This window comes from Jatrophihabitans sp. YIM 134969 (assembly GCF_054456675.1).
On sequence record NZ_JBTJEQ010000002.1, the window covers coordinates 1 to 14,891 of the forward strand.

General features: G+C 72.3%; 17 protein-coding genes. 10 read left to right on the top strand and 7 right to left on the bottom strand.

What is annotated here, in order from left to right:
* On the bottom strand, positions 1-200 hold a 200-nt coding region (locus ACXR2U_RS01310), incomplete at its 3' end, for a hypothetical protein (RefSeq protein WP_458823107.1).
* 161 nt (positions 201-361) lie between these two features.
* On the opposite strand from ACXR2U_RS01310, the gene ACXR2U_RS01315 reads away from it, so the two are divergent.
* Positions 362-940 carry a GAF domain-containing protein gene (locus ACXR2U_RS01315; RefSeq protein WP_458823108.1) on the top strand — a complete coding sequence of 193 codons (579 nt, stop codon included), beginning with the start codon at positions 362-364 and terminating at the stop codon, positions 938-940.
* 10 nt (positions 941-950) lie between these two features.
* On the opposite strand, the gene ACXR2U_RS01320 is transcribed toward ACXR2U_RS01315, so the two are convergent.
* Complete coding sequence (locus ACXR2U_RS01320) at positions 951-2,534, bottom strand: carboxylesterase/lipase family protein (protein WP_458823109.1); 1,584 nt, start codon at positions 2,532-2,534, stop codon at positions 951-953.
* A 114-nt stretch (positions 2,535-2,648) separates the two neighbouring features.
* Between ACXR2U_RS01320 and ACXR2U_RS01325 the strand changes: the two genes are divergently transcribed.
* The 7 genes from ACXR2U_RS01325 to ACXR2U_RS01355 all read left to right on the top strand — a co-directional run bounded on the left by ACXR2U_RS01325 (position 2,649) and on the right by ACXR2U_RS01355 (position 7,619).
* Positions 2,649-3,125 (top strand): phosphoribosyltransferase, encoded by a 477-nt coding sequence (locus tag ACXR2U_RS01325; protein ID WP_458823110.1) that lies wholly within the window; start codon positions 2,649-2,651, stop codon positions 3,123-3,125.
* Positions 3,126-3,582: 457 nt separating this feature from the next.
* Positions 3,583-4,908: an HNH endonuclease signature motif containing protein gene (locus ACXR2U_RS01330; RefSeq protein ID WP_458823111.1), complete on the top strand. Its 1,326-nt coding sequence runs from the start codon at positions 3,583-3,585 to the stop codon at positions 4,906-4,908.
* Positions 4,909-4,962: 54 nt separating this feature from the next.
* Positions 4,963-5,316, top strand: coding sequence for a hypothetical protein (locus ACXR2U_RS01335; RefSeq protein WP_458823112.1), 354 nt, complete (start codon positions 4,963-4,965; stop codon positions 5,314-5,316).
* Between the two features lie 11 nt (positions 5,317-5,327).
* Positions 5,328-5,828 (top strand): PaaI family thioesterase, encoded by a 501-nt coding sequence (locus ACXR2U_RS01340; RefSeq protein ID WP_458823113.1) that lies wholly within the window; start codon positions 5,328-5,330, stop codon positions 5,826-5,828.
* 156 nt (positions 5,829-5,984) lie between these two features.
* Positions 5,985-6,341 carry a MerR family transcriptional regulator gene (locus ACXR2U_RS01345; protein WP_458823114.1) on the top strand — a complete coding sequence of 119 codons (357 nt, stop codon included), beginning with the start codon at positions 5,985-5,987 and terminating at the stop codon, positions 6,339-6,341.
* Positions 6,342-6,393: 52 nt separating this feature from the next.
* A complete protein-coding gene (locus ACXR2U_RS01350; RefSeq protein ID WP_458823115.1) occupies positions 6,394-6,801 on the top strand; it encodes a MarR family winged helix-turn-helix transcriptional regulator in 408 nt (135 codons plus the stop codon).
* Between the two features lie 38 nt (positions 6,802-6,839).
* Entirely contained in the window at positions 6,840-7,619 is a 780-nt protein-coding gene (locus ACXR2U_RS01355; RefSeq protein ID WP_458823116.1) for an alpha/beta fold hydrolase, read from the top strand.
* A 9-nt stretch (positions 7,620-7,628) separates the two neighbouring features.
* On the opposite strand, the gene ACXR2U_RS01360 is transcribed toward ACXR2U_RS01355, so the two are convergent.
* The 5 genes from ACXR2U_RS01360 to ACXR2U_RS01380 all read right to left on the bottom strand — a co-directional run bounded on the left by ACXR2U_RS01360 (position 7,629) and on the right by ACXR2U_RS01380 (position 11,832).
* Positions 7,629-7,781: a hypothetical protein gene (locus tag ACXR2U_RS01360; RefSeq protein ID WP_458823117.1), complete on the bottom strand. Its 153-nt coding sequence runs from the start codon at positions 7,779-7,781 to the stop codon at positions 7,629-7,631.
* A gap of 32 nt (positions 7,782-7,813) precedes the next feature.
* The gene (locus ACXR2U_RS01365) at positions 7,814-9,214 is read right to left on the bottom strand and encodes a VWA domain-containing protein (protein WP_458823118.1); all 1,401 of its coding nucleotides are present in this window, start codon (positions 9,212-9,214) and stop codon (positions 7,814-7,816) included.
* Complete coding sequence (locus tag ACXR2U_RS01370) at positions 9,211-10,122, bottom strand: AAA family ATPase (RefSeq protein ID WP_458823119.1); 912 nt, start codon at positions 10,120-10,122, stop codon at positions 9,211-9,213. The genes ACXR2U_RS01365 and ACXR2U_RS01370 overlap by 4 nt, the downstream gene beginning before the upstream one ends.
* 86 nt (positions 10,123-10,208) lie before the next feature.
* The gene (locus ACXR2U_RS01375; RefSeq protein ID WP_458823120.1) at positions 10,209-11,033 is read right to left on the bottom strand and encodes an alpha/beta fold hydrolase; all 825 of its coding nucleotides are present in this window, start codon (positions 11,031-11,033) and stop codon (positions 10,209-10,211) included.
* A gap of 82 nt (positions 11,034-11,115) precedes the next feature.
* Positions 11,116-11,832 carry an alpha/beta hydrolase gene (locus ACXR2U_RS01380; RefSeq protein WP_458823121.1) on the bottom strand — a complete coding sequence of 239 codons (717 nt, stop codon included), beginning with the start codon at positions 11,830-11,832 and terminating at the stop codon, positions 11,116-11,118.
* A gap of 112 nt (positions 11,833-11,944) precedes the next feature.
* On the opposite strand from ACXR2U_RS01380, the gene ACXR2U_RS01385 reads away from it, so the two are divergent.
* Together ACXR2U_RS01385 and ACXR2U_RS01390 are read left to right on the top strand one after the other, a co-directional pair.
* A complete protein-coding gene (locus tag ACXR2U_RS01385; protein ID WP_458823122.1) occupies positions 11,945-14,200 on the top strand; it encodes an ATP-binding protein in 2,256 nt (751 codons plus the stop codon).
* A 42-nt stretch (positions 14,201-14,242) separates the two neighbouring features.
* On the top strand, positions 14,243-14,857 hold the full coding sequence (locus ACXR2U_RS01390) for a TetR-like C-terminal domain-containing protein (RefSeq protein ID WP_458823123.1): 615 nt from the start codon (positions 14,243-14,245) through the stop codon (positions 14,855-14,857).
* Positions 14,858-14,891 lie beyond the last annotated feature (34 nt).

Genomic DNA, 14,891 nt, shown 5'->3' on the forward strand with positions numbered 1-14,891 from the left:
ACGGCCACGGCGGCGCCCGCACCGGCGACGAGCGCTCCGGCGCAGAACGCGACCAGCAGGCCGGCCGCGCGGCGCCGGGGCGGCGGCGAGTCGGCCTCGACCACGGGGATGACCCCGGTCTCGGCGAGCCGCTCGGAACGGCGCTGCTCGCGCCAGGTCTGCAGGATCTCGGTCGGGTCGTCGTCGGGTCGTGGGCTCATGCTCCGACCTTGACCGGTGACTCTGAACCCGGGCTGAAGCACGGTGTCCGGATCACGGCGTGTGTTCCGCGTTCGTGACTGATGACGTCGCTCATCGTTGGACCGTCGACCGTGCGACACCGCGGTCGGTACCCGTCCCCCCGGACCTCGGAGGTCCCGCCGTGCAGCTCACCCACCACACCCCCGACGGCGTGCGGCGCTCACGTCACCAGTCGCTGAGCCTCTACGGCCTGCCCGACCCGGCCACTCCCGAGGCCGTGGTCGAGGCGTTGACCGGGATCTGCCGGCTGGCCCGGTCGTTCACCGGGGTCGACGGGGCGGCGGTCGTACTGCTGCCCGACGGCGCGCAGGTGACGCTGGCGAGCACCGACGCCACCATGCCGGTCGTGATCCCGGAGCGGGACAGCGTCTGCGCCGCGCTGCTCGAGCAGCGCCCGGTCGGCGCCATCGTGATCCCGGACCTCTCGCGTGACGTCCGATTCGACGACAACCCGTACGTCACAAGCAAGGGAGTCCGCGGCTATGCGAGCTCCCCGCTCGTCGGACACGAGCGGATCGCGCTCGGCACCCTGTGCGTGTGGTCGTCCACGGCCCGCACACTCACGCGGGACGAAGCCCTGCTGCTCGACCAGCTCGCCCTGGCGGCGGTCAAGGTCCTCGACGACGCGCGCCGCGACCGGCCGGTGCTGCACCGCTTCCCGCCGCGGCGGCTCGCGGCGCCGACCCTGCCGGCCGCCTGACGCCCGCGCGTCACTGGCCGCGGACCACCGTGCCCCAGAAGTCACACTTGTGCTCGGCGCGGTACGAGGCGACGGAGATCGCGGTGCTGGCCCCGGCCGGGCGCAGTGACAGCACGCGACCGTCGGCGCTGAACCGCGGCCACGTGGCGCGGCCCGCCGCCTGCGGCGAACCGGTGTAGGTGAACGCGCCCCAGTACTGGACCATGTCGCGCGCCAGTTGCCGCTCCCCGGCGTCGAACGTCGGCGCGATGGGCGTGCCGTTGTCGAAGCTCGGGAACAGGTAGGCGAGCTCGGCCGCGTGCCCCGCGCCCCAGACGTAGCCCGCGGGTTCGGGCTGCAGCCCCGGACCCTTGCGGGCGTCGAACTCGTACATGTACACGGAGTTCGTCGCGGCGAACCTCTCGGCGGTACCGAGGGTTCCGCACCCGCCGATGCCCGCGATCGCTCCCGAGTCGGTCGCCACGGCTCCGGCCAGGTAGGCCGCGGTGAAGCGGTCGCTGGTCGCGGGCCACGGGTACCGGGCGAGAACCGCGGCGGCGTCGGACCCGAACGACCCACGGACGTAGGCGGTGTACGCCGCTTCGCCCTGTCCGACCAGACCCGCGAGGAACGTGCGCCCCTCGTCGCGGTTGGACCCGATGACCATCGGAACCCGCGCGATCGAGCCCCGGGCGACGGCGTCGGCGAGCGGCACCGGGAACGGCGCCACGCCGTCGGTCAGTGAAGGACCGAAGCCGGTGCTGGCCTCGAGCAGCCGGGACTCAGGAGCGGACCGCAGGCAGGTCACCAACGTACTGGTGCACCCTGCAACCTTCGCGAAGGCGCGGCTGGCCGACTCGGTCTGCGCCACCGGCCGGCTCGGGCAGCCACCGCTCTGGATCATGGCGCGGGCGAACAGCCCCCGCGAGGACGACGCGACCATGTGGCCGCACACCGAGAATCCGCCGGCGGACTCGCCGCCGAGCGTGACCTGACCGGAGTCGCCGCCGAACGCGGCGATGTTGCGCTGGACCCAGCGCAGTGCGGCCTGCTGGTCGAGGAAGCCGTAGTTGCCCTCGCCGGCCGACGACAGCCCGGGCAGCCCCAGGAAGCCGAACACGCCGAGCCGGTAGTTCAGCGAGACGGTCACGACGCCCGTCTCCTGGGCGATCTTCTCCCCGCCCGCCTGGTTGGAACTGCCGTTGACCAGTCCGCCGCCGTGGATGAAGACGTAGACCGGGAGGCGGGACCCCGCGGTGGTCCCGACCGGACGGGAGACGTTGACGAACAGGCAGTCCTCGGAGTCCGAGCGGGCGCCGTTCGTGCTCGCCAGCGCCGCACACCGGTTGCCGTACCGCGAGGCGTCGCGCACCCCGTTCCACGCCGGTGCGGCCGCGGGCGGCTGCCACCGCCGGGCACCGGTCGGCGGCGCCGCGTAGGGGATGCCACGGAAGTCCTCGACGCCGTCGACCTGCACCCCCTGCACCGCGCCCCGGTCGGTGGCGACCACCGGCCGGGCGGCGGCGTTCGCGCTGGGTGCGGTGCCGGTGACGATGCCCCCGCCCAGCGCGAGCACGGCGCCGAGGACGGCGAGGCGGAGGGGGCGACGGCTCATCGGTGAGCTCCTCGGGGATGGCGGGATGAAACGGACGTACCGTGCAGACTGCGCCGTCGGAACGACTCCGGTCAAGCGTCTCCACGGCACGCGTCCGCCTGCGAGGATCGGGCGATGAGCGACGCGCGGGAGACCCTGACCTACGACCAGTTCGGCGTGGCCGCGCGGGAACTCGCGCAGCAGGTCGCCGACGACGGCTTCGAACCGGACCTGGTGCTCTCGATCGCCCGCGGTGGGCTGTTCCTCGGCGGCGCGCTCGGGTACGCGCTCGACGTCAAGAACATCTTCGTGATGAACGTCGAGTTCTACACCGGCGTCGACGAGCGACTGGAGCTCCCGGTCATGCTCCCGCCGACCCTCGACCGTGTCGACCTCACCGGCGCCAAGGTGCTGGTCGCCGACGACGTCGCGGACACCGGCAAGACCCTGGAACTGGTCCGCGACTTCTGCGCCGGGTACGTCAGCGAGGCCCGGACCGCGGTCATCTACGAGAAGCCGCGCACGGTCGTGCGCTGCGACTACGTGTGGCGGCGTACCGACTCGTGGATCAACTTCCCGTGGTCGACCCTGCCGCCGGTGGTTGCCCGGTGACGTCCTCGAGTGTTGCATGGTGCAACGACGTCTGAACTCTCGCGCGCTTTCGGGCGGGGTTGTGCTCGCCGAGGACGGGGCTCCCGCAGATAGCGCGGTCGGTCTCGCTCGGATTGGAGTGCGCTCGCGGGTGGCGGTTCTCGCTTCGCGACGACGGGCTCCTACGAAAGGCGCGGGGGCTTCCCGTTCGGGGTGAGTCTCGCTCGCGGCTTCGGTTCGCGCGCGCAAGGATCGGCTCCTACTAAAGCGCGGCGGGTCTCGCGCGGTGTTCGTCTGCGCCTGCGGGTGGCGGTTGCGCCTCGACAAGAACTGGCTCCTAGGAAAGGCGCGTGTCGTCGCCGTCCGGACCGGCTTCCGTTGGCGGGCGGCGGTTGTCGCCGGTGGCCGGACCGAGAATCACCTAATTCTATCGACTGATTCTCTTGTCTCGACCGCTCGTTCGATATAGACTGAGGGCATGGTCGCGGTCGACGAGATGGTTCCGTCGCTCGACCTGCTGCGCGCTCTGCTGGCTCAGGATCCCACTGGTCTGGACGACGAGGAACGGGTCGCGTCAGTGGCCGGGTGGGAACGGATGATCGCGTTCTGCACCGCCCACCAGAACGACGTCATGGCCGCCGCCTACCGCGACCACGCCGCTCCCGTTGATGGCGGTGAACCGGATGGTGACGCCGGCAAGTGGTGGTCCGAACAACTCGGCCTCGCCCTGGGGGTTGCGGGCACGTCCGCGTACCACCGGATGATGCAGGCCGTCACCCTGGTCGAGGTCGCCCCGGCGATCTCCGCGCAGCTGCGGATCGGTGCCATCGGGGTGCACCACGCCCGGGTCGCGGCCAACACGTTGCGGGTCGTCGAACCCGGGGTGGGTCGCACCGTCGAGCGGGAGGTTGTCGACGACCCGGGCTGGCGCACCCCGTCCCAACTGGAACGGGCCTTGCAGGCCGCGATCATCAAACACGACCCCGAAGGGGCCAAGGCCCGTAACCGGGCCCGTCGTCGGGAACGCGACGTGCGGGTCCGGGTCGAAGCCGACGGCATGTGCTCGCTGTGGGCGTTGCTGCCGGCCGAGCAGGGTCATGCGGTCGCCAAGACCATCGACGCGCACGCTCGCTCCTCCAAGGCCCGCAACACCCCCGGCGACGACCGCACGCTGGCCAACTGTCGCGCCGATGCCCTGGTCGCACTGACCCTCCGGCCGCTGCACCCCGCCACCGTCGCCTCCAGCACTGAACCCAGCACCGATCTGGGTGCGGCGCCGCGGATGCACGGGCAGCGTCCGGAGATCCAGGTCGTCGTCGGCTGGACCACCCTGATGGGCCTCGATGATCTCCCCGGGTTCCTGCACGGTCACGGCGTGATCGACGCCGCCACCGTCCGGCGTATCGCTTACGACTCCTGCGCTACCTGGCGACGGATCCTCACCGATCCGGCATCAGGTCAACTCCTGGACTACGGCCGGAAAACCTACAGCCCACCGCGGAACCTCGAGGACTTCGTCATCGCCCGCGACCAGTACTGCCGGTTCCCCACCTGCGACCGCCCGGCCGTCACCTGCGACCTCGACCACCGCCACGACTGGAACAACGGCTGCCAGACCCGCGAGCAGTGCCTCGACGCGCTGTGCCGACGCCATCACCGCCTCAAACACGAAGGCGGCTGGTCACATGAACGCGATCCCGATGACAACTCCAGCATCTGGACCGACCCCGCCGGCGGGCAGCACCGCAAACCCGCCGCGAAACTCCCCGTCCTCGAACCGGAGCTCGGCGACCCACCGTTCTGAGTCAACGTTGCCCAGCCCCGCTCTCACGGGTTGCGACGTCGGTACCGGAGCTGAGTGAGAACCGTATCGGGCGAGCGGCCGGAGCTGGCCGTTGCTAACGGCAACGATCGCCGTGCTGGACGCGCCCGAGCCGGCCGCACGGACGTCCCGGGTGCCGGACGAGCTGTTCGGCATGCCGTTGCCCTGCTCGATCCCGACGTCACGGTGGTCAGCGACGGTGGCGGCGCCCTGAATGCCGCTCGTCGGCCGGTGCAGGGGGCCGACGAGCGGCGCGAGTTGGTGACCGTCACGTCGTCGACCACGCGGGCCGCGCGGATCGTCCGGGTCGACGCCGTGCTCGCGCCGCATGAGCTGGCCGGTGCGGCTCGCGTCACCCCTGACTTGTCCGAACCGAAGCCAGGTGTCTAACGTCGGCAGGCGTGGAACCGACCGACGACGTCCGCTCGCGCACCGTGACCTGGCACGACCCGATGGCCACCGCGGCCGGGATGGAGGGCCGGTCCGGCCTGGAGTTCCTGCGGGCGATCGCCGCGGGGGAGTTCCCGCCACCGCCGATCCTCGAGACGGTCGGGGGTGAGTTCGTCGAGTTCGACGAAGGTCGGGCGGTGTTCGCCTTCGAGCCCGCCGAGTTCCAGTACAACCCGATCGGCTCGGTGCACGGCGGGGTGTACGCCACGATGCTGGATTCCGCGTGCGGGTGTGCCGTGCAGACCATGCTCCCGGAGGGCGTGGGCTACACGAGCCTGGACCTCTCGGTGAAGTTCCTCGGCACGATCCGCGTCGGATCCGGCCGGGTCACGGCCACCGGTCGGGTCGACCACCTCGGCCGGCGCACCGCGCTGGCCAGCGCCGAGCTGCGCGGCCCGGATGGGCGGCTGCTCGCGAGCGCAACCAGTTCGTGCCTGATCTTGCGCCCCTGACGGACGAGGGGCTTCCCCTTCGGGCACCGGTCCGATCCCACCGTTGCCGCGACGCTCGACGAGTTGACACGCTGCTGCCCGGTGCGGACGAGCGCGGCGGCGCGTGGAGCTGTCACCGGTGTCAGGGTCGAGAACGGGCCGCCGGGAGGGATGCCCATGCGCATCGGGGAACTCGCCGCGCGCACCGGTGTCAGTGTCCGTTCGTTGCGCTACTACGAGCAGCAGCAGATGCTGCGGTCGGACCGCACCACCGGCGGTCAGCGGGTGTACGACGAGGACGCCGTCGAACGGGTCGAGCTCATCCAGCGGCTGTTCCATGCCGGGGTCGGCGGCCGGGACGTCGTCGAGTTGCTGCCGTGCATCTACAGCGGAGGGGCGACCCCGGCGATGGTCGAGCGCCTGCTCGTCGAACGCGACCGCATCGACCGGCAGGCTGCGGAGCTGCTCGCGACCCGCACCCGGCTCGACGGGGTGATCGCCAGCGCCCGGGCCCGGCTGCCCGCCCCGGCCTGAGGCGCCGCGGCGGTTCCGCGTCCGCCCACCGTCCTCACCTAAGGTCGCTGGTGTGGCACCCCGGTTGCAGGAGGTCGGACTCGCGGTCAAGCGGTTGCAGTGGCGGCACCACACCGCCGCCAACAAACAACTCGCGACGATCGGGCTGTCGTTGCCGCAGTGGGATGTCCTGCGGCACCTGCACGCGAACCCGGACGCGTCGCTGCACGACCTCGCTCTGCTGACCTTCCAGACCGACCAGTCGATGGGCACGCTCGCCGGTCGCATGGTCGACCGCGGACTGCTGGTGCGGACGGCGGGGCCCGGCCGCGTGGTCCGGCACGAGCTCACCGAGGACGGTGAGCGGGTGCGACGTGAGGGCGGCCGGATCATGGACCGGGTCATGAAGGCGTCGCTCGGCAAGCTGTCTGCTGACGACCTCGAGACGCTGCACCGACTCCTGCTGGCGGCGGCTGAGTAAGGTTGCTTGTATCAGCATGCTGATATAGCGTCCTCTGCATGCCAGCCGAATGCACCGTCACGCTCGACGTCCCCACGCTGGGCCCGGTCGAGGTCGCCCTCGCGGAGTACGGCGCAGGCGCCCCGGTGCTGCTGCTCCACGGCGGTGGTGGCCCGGCCACGGTGACGCCGTGGGCGGAGTCGCTCGAGGGCGCACGGGTCCTGGTCCCGGTCCACCCCGGTTTCGACGGCACCGAGCGGCCACCGGGGCTCGACTCCGTCCGCGGCCTCGCCGCGGTGTACGCCGCGCTGCTCGACGCGGTGGACCTGCGCGACGTCCTGGTCGTCGGCAACTCGTTGGGCGGATGGGTCGCCGCCGAACTGGCGGCGCTCGGGTCGCCGCGGGTGGCCGGGGTCGTGCTCGTCGACGCCGTGGGTCTCGACGTGCCGGGGCACCCGGTGGTCGACTTCTTCACGCTCACGCCGCACCAGGTCGCCGAACTCAGCTGGTTCGACCCCACGGGTCGTGTCCTCGACCCGGCGGCCATGCCGCCACCGGCTCGGGAGCGGCTCGCCGCGAACCGCGCGAGCCTCGGGATCTACGGCGGCGACACCATGACCGACCCCACCCTGGCCGCGCGGCTCGCGACGGTCACCGTGCCGGTGAGGGTGGTGTGGGGCGAGGCCGACCGCATCGCGGACGTCGAGGTCGGGCGGGCCTTCGCCCGAGCCGTCCCCGGCGGGTCGTTCACCCTGCTCGAGCGGGCGGGTCACCTGCCGCAGCTCGAGGCTCCGGCGGCGCTGACGGCCGTGGTGCGGGAGTTCGCCTCCGCACTGTGACGGCGGTGCTCACTTCTTCTTCTTCTTCGCCTTCGCGCCCTTCTTGCCGAGCTCGGCCTGCGCGGCTGACGACTTCCGGGGGTTCTTCTTCCCCTCCTCCGCCGCCTTCGCGTTCGCCCGCTTCGCGGTGTCGCTGCCCTTGCCCTTCTTCTTCTCCGCCATGTCGTCGGCATGCCCAGATCAGCGTGCGACCGCTACGCGAGCCGCGCCACGAAACGTTCGAGGTCGTGGACGGTGCGGCAGACCACCATGTCCGTGCACAGCGGGGCGTAGACCGGTGCCAACGAATCACCCGTACCCCACAGGGTTCTCGGCTCGGGATTGAGCCAGTGGACCGCACCGGCCCGGCGCGCGACGTCGGCCAGCGCGGCCGCATGGGCGGGCTGGTGGTTGCCGCGGGCGTCGCCGAGGACCAGCACGGTGCTGCGGTGGCCGAGCGTGCCGTGCACGGTGTCGCGGAAGGTCGTCAGCGCCCGGCCGTAGTCCGTGGCGCCGCCCAGCCGGGCGCCGTCGAGAGTGGCGCGGGCAGTTGCCGCCGCCTCGCGTGAGGTGCGCGCCCGGCGGACCACGTCCGTGACCTCGACGGTGTCGCGGACGAACACGAAGGTCCGCAAACCGGAGAACAGCGGGGCCATCGCGGCCATGAGGCTGATGCTGAACGCCGCGAAGTTCGCGACCGACCCGGACATGTCGGCCAGCACGAACAGCTGCGGCTTCGTGGGCCGGGGCGGCCGCTCGACGAGTGTGACGGGTATCCCGCCGGTGGCCATGGCGTGACGCATCGTCGCGCGGACGTCGAGCGGACCGCGGGCGCGGCGACGGCGGCGCAGCAACGTCGTGGCGAGCTTGCGTTGCAGCACCGGCATCGAACGTTCGATCTCGGCCAGTTGTGCTGCGCTCGCGGCGGTGAGGTCCACATCGGCGGTGAGCGGGGTGCGCAGGACCCGCGCGACGTCGGCGGGCCCGCGGTCGGCGACCATCCGCTCGCGGATGACGGCCACGACGTGCCGTCGCAGGTTCTCGGCGTTCTCCTGCACCGTCCCGGCCCCGGACCCGCCGCCACTACCACCGTTGCCCCCACCACCGCCGGACCCCGAACCCTCGCCGGCGCCTGCGTTCCCGTCGCTGAGCTGGTCGACGGTGTCGGTCAGCCGCAGACCGTCGAGCGTCCACCGCTCGTACAGCACGCCCGCCACGCGTCGCCCCGGTTCGAACCGCGCGAACCGGGTCACCGCCTCGTCCGCGACGAGCCGGGCCAGGGCGTCGGATCCGTCCTGCAGCACGGCGCGGACGGCGTCGTCGAGGTCGAGTGCCTCGTCCGAAAGAGCGCCCGCGTCCGACACGTCCGGTACCGGTCCGGCCGTCCGGAAGAACAGGTCGAACGCCTCGTCGAACACCGCGAGGTGGTCGACGTCCTTGACCAGGGTCGCGCTCAGTGCCGTGTGCAACCGTCCGCGGCGGGCGAGGTCGGTGCCGGCGACGGCCTGCATCGCGTCGACCCGCTCGACCATCGACACCGGCAACCCGCGGGTGCGCAGCTCGTCGACGAACTGGTGTAGCCGCTCCTCCAGGGAGAGCCGCGCGGGCCCGGTCACCGGCGGGTCGCGAGCGCGCGGGCCGCGGTGTCGATGTCCTCCTGGTACTTCAGCAGGACGTTGAGCACCGGCGAGGCCACCGAGACGTCGAGCTCGTCGCTGCGGAGCAGTTGCAGCGACTGCGCGAGGTCGATGGACTCCGACACCGACGGGGGCTTGCGCAGGTCCAGGCGGCGCAACCGGTCCACGAGCGCCACCAGGTCCTCGGCCAGCCGCACCGGGAGGTCCGGGACGTGCTGACGGACGATGTCGCGCTCCAGGTCCGCGCCCGGGTAGCCGAGGTGCAGGAACAGGCACCGGCGCTTCAGGGCCTCGGAGAGGTCACGGGTGCCGTTGGAGGTCAGGAACACCAGCGGCACGTGACGCGCCTCGATCCGTCCGAGTTCCGGGACGGTGACCTGGTGCTCGGCGAGGACCTCGAGGAACAGGGCCTCGGTCTCGGTGTCCACCCGGTCGACCTCGTCGACGAGCAGAACGGTGGGATCGGCCGACCGGATCGCCTCCAGCAGCGGCCGGGCGAGCAGGAACCGTTCCGCGAAGATGCCGGCGCCGTCGGTGGTCACCGCGTCGGCGTCGAAGCCCGCGTCGTCGCGTGCGGCCTGGATCCACAGCAGCTGCTTGCGGTAGTCCCACTCGTAGAGGGCCTTGGACTCGTCGATGCCCTCGTAGCACTGCAGCCGCACGAGGCGTCGGCCCGAGAGTGCGGCCACGGACTTGGCCAACTGGGTCTTGCCCGTCCCGGCCGGGCCCTCGACCAGCACCGGTTTCCCGAGTCGGGCGGCGAGGCTCACCACACCTGCGGTCCGGTCGTCGGCGAGGTAGCCGACGTCCGCCAGTGCGGCCCGCAGCGTGTCCGGGTCGGCGAACGCGTCGTCGGGCTCGGGACTGGCGACGGACGGCGCGGCCAAGGGGGCTCCTGGTGCATCGGGACGGGTGTCCCGACGATTGTCACCCGTCCCGCGGGCGGACCCACGGGACGGGTGACGTCACGCCGTCAGGAGCGGATGAACTCCAGCAGGTCGGCGTTGATGACGTCGGCGTGCGTGGTCGGCATCCCGTGCGGGTAGCCCGCGTAGGTCTTGAGGGTGCCGTTCTGCACCAGCTCCGCCGAGAGCGGGCCGGAGTCCGCGTAGGGCACGACCTGGTCGTCGTCGCCGTGCATCACCAGCACGGGCACGGAGATCTTCTTCAGGTCCTCGGTGAAGTCGGTCTGCGAGAACGCGACGATGCCGTCGTAGTGGGCCTTGGCGCCGCCCATCATCCCCTGACGCCACCAGTTGGCGATGATCGCCTCCGACGGCTCGACGCCCGGACGGTTGTAGTTGTAGAACGCGGTCGAGGGCAGGTCGCGGTAGAAGTTCGAGCGGTTGGTGGCGACCTGCTCCTGCAGCCCGTCGAACACCGACTTCGGCAGCCCGCCCGGGTTGTTCTCGGTCTGCACCATGATCGGCGGGACGGCGCTGATGAGCACGGCCTTGGCAACCCGGTCCTCGCCGTGGCGACCGATGTAGTGCGCGACCTCGCCGCCACCGGTCGAGTGGCCGACGTGGACGGCGTCGTGCAGGTCGAGGTGGGCCGTGAGCGCCGCCAGGTCGTCGGCGTAGTGGTCCATGTCGTGGCCGTCGCTGGTCTGGGTCGAGCGGCCGTGACCACGACGGTCGTGGGCGATGACCCGGAAGCCCTGCAGCAGGAAGAACATCATCTGGGTGTCCCAGTCGTCGGCCGACAGCGGCCAGCCGTGGCTGAAGACGATGGGCTGGCCGGATCCCCAGTCCTTGTAGTAGATCTCGACACCGTCGGTGGTGGTGATGCTGGGCATGTCGTTCCCCTCGTGTGGTTGACGATCGTGGTCCGCATGCACCGTTGCATGCTGCAGTGAACGGCCGGTGACGGCGATGTTGTCAGGCGGTGGCAGTGGCGTCGAGGGCCTGACGGATCAGGGCGACGACGTCGTCGGGGTGCGAGAGCATGACCAGGTGCGACGAGTCGATCTCGACCGTCGTCGCGCCGGCCCGCTGGTAGCCGAAGCGTTCGACGTCGGGGTTGATGGTGTGGTCCGACGACGAGACCGACGCCCAGGCGGGCTTGGTCTTCCACGCCGCGGCGGGCGCGGTCTCCGAGAAGGCGAGCGCGGCCAGCGGACGCTGGGAGACCGCGAGCACCCGTGCGAGGTCCAGGTCGACGTCGTGGGCGAAGACCTGCGGGAACTTGCCGACGTCGACCGAGACGTCGGTGCCGTCGTCCGCGCCCTCGAGCGGGTACTTGGTGTAGACCAAGGCGGCCGCGAGGTCGGAGTCGGGGAACCGGCCCTGCAGCTCGCCGAGGCTCTCGCCCTCCTCCAACGCGTAGCCGGCCAGGTAGACCAGGCCCACGACGTTGTCCTCGACGCCCGCGACGGTGATCACGGCACCGCCGTAGGAGTGGCCGACGAGCAGCACCGGCCCGTCGATCTGGCGGACGACCGATGCGATGTAGGCGGAATCGCCGAGCAGGCTGCGGTTGGGGACGGCCGGGACGACGACCCGGACGCCGGCGTCGAGGAGCCGACGGGTGACCGGCGCGAAGCTCGCCGAGTCGGCGAACGCGCCGTGGACGAGCACGACGGTGGGTGTGGGCACGAGATCCTCCGGGGACGTGGGGCGGGCAGCGGTTGCCGCGTCCATCCCACCGTCACGGGTGGGTGTGGCACCATGCAGAACCCACGCAGAAGCTGGAGGCCGGAGAGCTCGGATGGCGTCCCCACCGGAGTTCGCCGCGTTGCTGCGCGACCACCGGCAGACCGCTGACCTGACCCTCGAGTCGCTCGCGGAGCGCTCCGGCGTGAGCGCCCGCGCGATCAGTGACATGGAGCGTGGCCGCAGCCGCGGACCACAGGCCCGCACGGTGCAAGCCCTGGCCGATGCGTTGCTGCTGCAGGGTGAGACCCGGTCGGCGTTCACGTCCGCCGCCCGGCGGGGGCGGGGACGTGCCGGCGGCTCGAGCGGCGACGGCGCGGGTGCGTCCGCTCCGCTCCCGGACGTCGACAGCCTGTTCGTCGGCCGCGAGGCGGAGCGTCGGCGCCTGGCCGACGCGTTGGTGGCCGCCGCCGGCTCCCGACCGGTCGTCGTGTCGGGGCCCGGGGGAATCGGCAAGACCAGCCTGGTGGTCCGCGCCGCCCGCGACGTCGCCGACCGGTTCGAGGACGGCGTGGACTTCGTGGCCCTCCGGGGTCAGCGCGGTGACCCGCTGGCCCCCGAGGCCGTCGCCGGGACCCTGCTCGTTGCACACGGCACCAGTCCCCGGGATCTACCGCCCGGGGCGGCGGAACGTTTCGCTGCGTTGGCCGAGCTGCTCGGCGCGCGGCGGGGCCTGCTCGTGCTCGACGACGCCCGGGACGAGGCCCAGGTCCGCCCGTTGCTCGCACACCGCGGCGGCACGTCGGTCGTGGTGACGAGTCGGCGTGCGCTGGGCGGACTCGACGCCGCCGATCGCGCCAGCCTCTCGCCGATGGTCGACGGCGACGCCCGGCAGCTGCTGACGCAGGTGCTGGGTGACGACCACGCCGCCTCGCACCGCGGCCTGTCCGAACTGGCCGCCGTGTGTGGGCGCTTCCCCCTCGCGCTGCGCATCGTGGCGAACCGCCTGCTCTCGCGGCCGGGATGGACGGTGCAGACGATGATCGACCGGCTGGCCGACGAGTCGGTGCGGCTCGGTCGGCTGCGGGCGGGTGACGTCGAGGTCGAGACGGCGTTCGAGATGAGCTACGCCCAGCTGCGCCCGGTCGAACGTCTCGTGTTCCGGCGTGCGGGCCTGGTCGACGGCCCGACCTGGAGCGCTGCCGGCGCGGGGGTGCTGACCGAGCTGCCGGAGGACGTCTGCGACGACGTGCTCGACGACCTGGTCGAGTTGGGACTGGTCACGGCCACCCCGGACGGTCGCTACGCGTTCCACGACCTGCTCCGGCTGTTCGCCCGTGACCGGCTGGTCCGTGACGACGAGGACCGGGTGGTCGACCTCGCCCGGTCGCGGTGGCACACCTGGTTGCTCACCACGGCGGCGGACGCCGGTCGGTGGTTCGAGCCGGTCCGCGACGACGTGCCCACACCACCACGCCGTGCGGTCGTGGGGGACCGCGAGCTCGCGCGCGGGTGGCTGCAGGACGAGAGCATGAACTGGTTCGCCGCGTTGCAGGCGGCCGCGGCGGGCGGCGCGGACCACACCGTCGTCGACGTCGCCGAGGCCCTGCACTGGTACAGCGACCTGGACCCCGCCTGGAGCGGGTGGTTCGACGTCTTCGACCTCGCCCGCGCCGCGGCGCACCGACTCGGCGACGACGCGCTCGAGGCGACCCACACCAACTACCTGGCCTGGGTCGCGATCGTGCGGGCGGACGGGGCGACCACGCTGGCCCGCGCCGAGCGCGCCGGCGAGCTCGCCCGTCGCGCCGACGACGCCGTGCAACTGGCGTGGTCGGAGACCTACGCAGCGGGGGCGTTCGCCCTGCTGGGCGAGCCCGAGCGGGCCCTCACGGCGGCGGAGAACGCCGTCGCGGCGTTCGAGCGGGCCGGGGACCGGGTCGGGGCGTTGCAGGCCCTCGTCGGCACCGCTCAATCGTTGCTGTACCTCGGCCGACCCGCCGACGCCGTGGAGCGCGGTGCGGAGGTGGTCGACCGCCTGGACGCCGCCGCGGCCGACCTCCCGGTGGGGATGGTCGCCCACACTCGGGCCACGGTGCTGTCGATCGTGGCGCTCGCCCACGCCGATCTCGGTCGCTTCGACGACGCCCGGGCGGCGTTCGACGCGGCGATCGACACCTGGGCCGCCGCCGGGTTCGCCTCGCAGCGGGCGCGCACCAGCGTGCAGTGGGCGGAGGTGCTGGTCCGGGCGGGTGACCCGGTCCGGGCGACCGAGGTCGCGGAGGCCGCCCGCGAGCTCGCCCGCACGCACGACGACGAGGCGACCGTCGCCCGGGCGCAGCGGGTGCTCACCGACCTGGGTCGGGCCTGACCGCCGTCACCTCACGGGACCCCCGGGCGCGACACTGGGTCGGTGCCCTCCCGCCCCACCCACGACGCCGCGGCCGTCCGCTCGCGGGGCGGTCGTCCCCGCGACGAGACGCGACGGACCGCGATCCTCACCGCGGCGGGGGAGCTCATGCTCGAGGGCGGGCTCGCCGCCGCGACCATGGAGGCGATCGCCGCCCGGGCCGGGGTGAGCAAGCAGACCATCTACAACTGGTGGCCCTCGCGGGGCGCGGTGGCGCTCGAGGGCTTCATGCTCCGCGCCGACCCGTGGGGGCGGGTGCCCGACGACGTCTCGGCGGCCGACGGCCTGCGCATCCTCGCGGTCGAACTGGTGCGCTTGTTCCGCTCGCCCGCGGGCGCGCTCATGCGCAGCCTGATCGTGGAGGCGCAGAGCCAGCCCGAGGTGGCCGACGCCCTCCGCGACCAGTGGCTCGCGCCGCGCCGGGCGGCGACCGTCGCGCTCGTGGAGCGGGGGATCACGTCCGGGGAGTTCCGCGCCGACACCGACGTCGCGATCGCGATGGACCACGTCTTCGCGCCGATCTACTACCGCCTCCTGCTCGGCCACGGTCCGCTCACCGAGCGCTTCGCACGTGACGCGGTCGACCAGGTGCTGGCGGGTCTGCAGGCACGGGAATGAGACCCGGCGTGGCATAGTTCTTGGACGTGGCGTC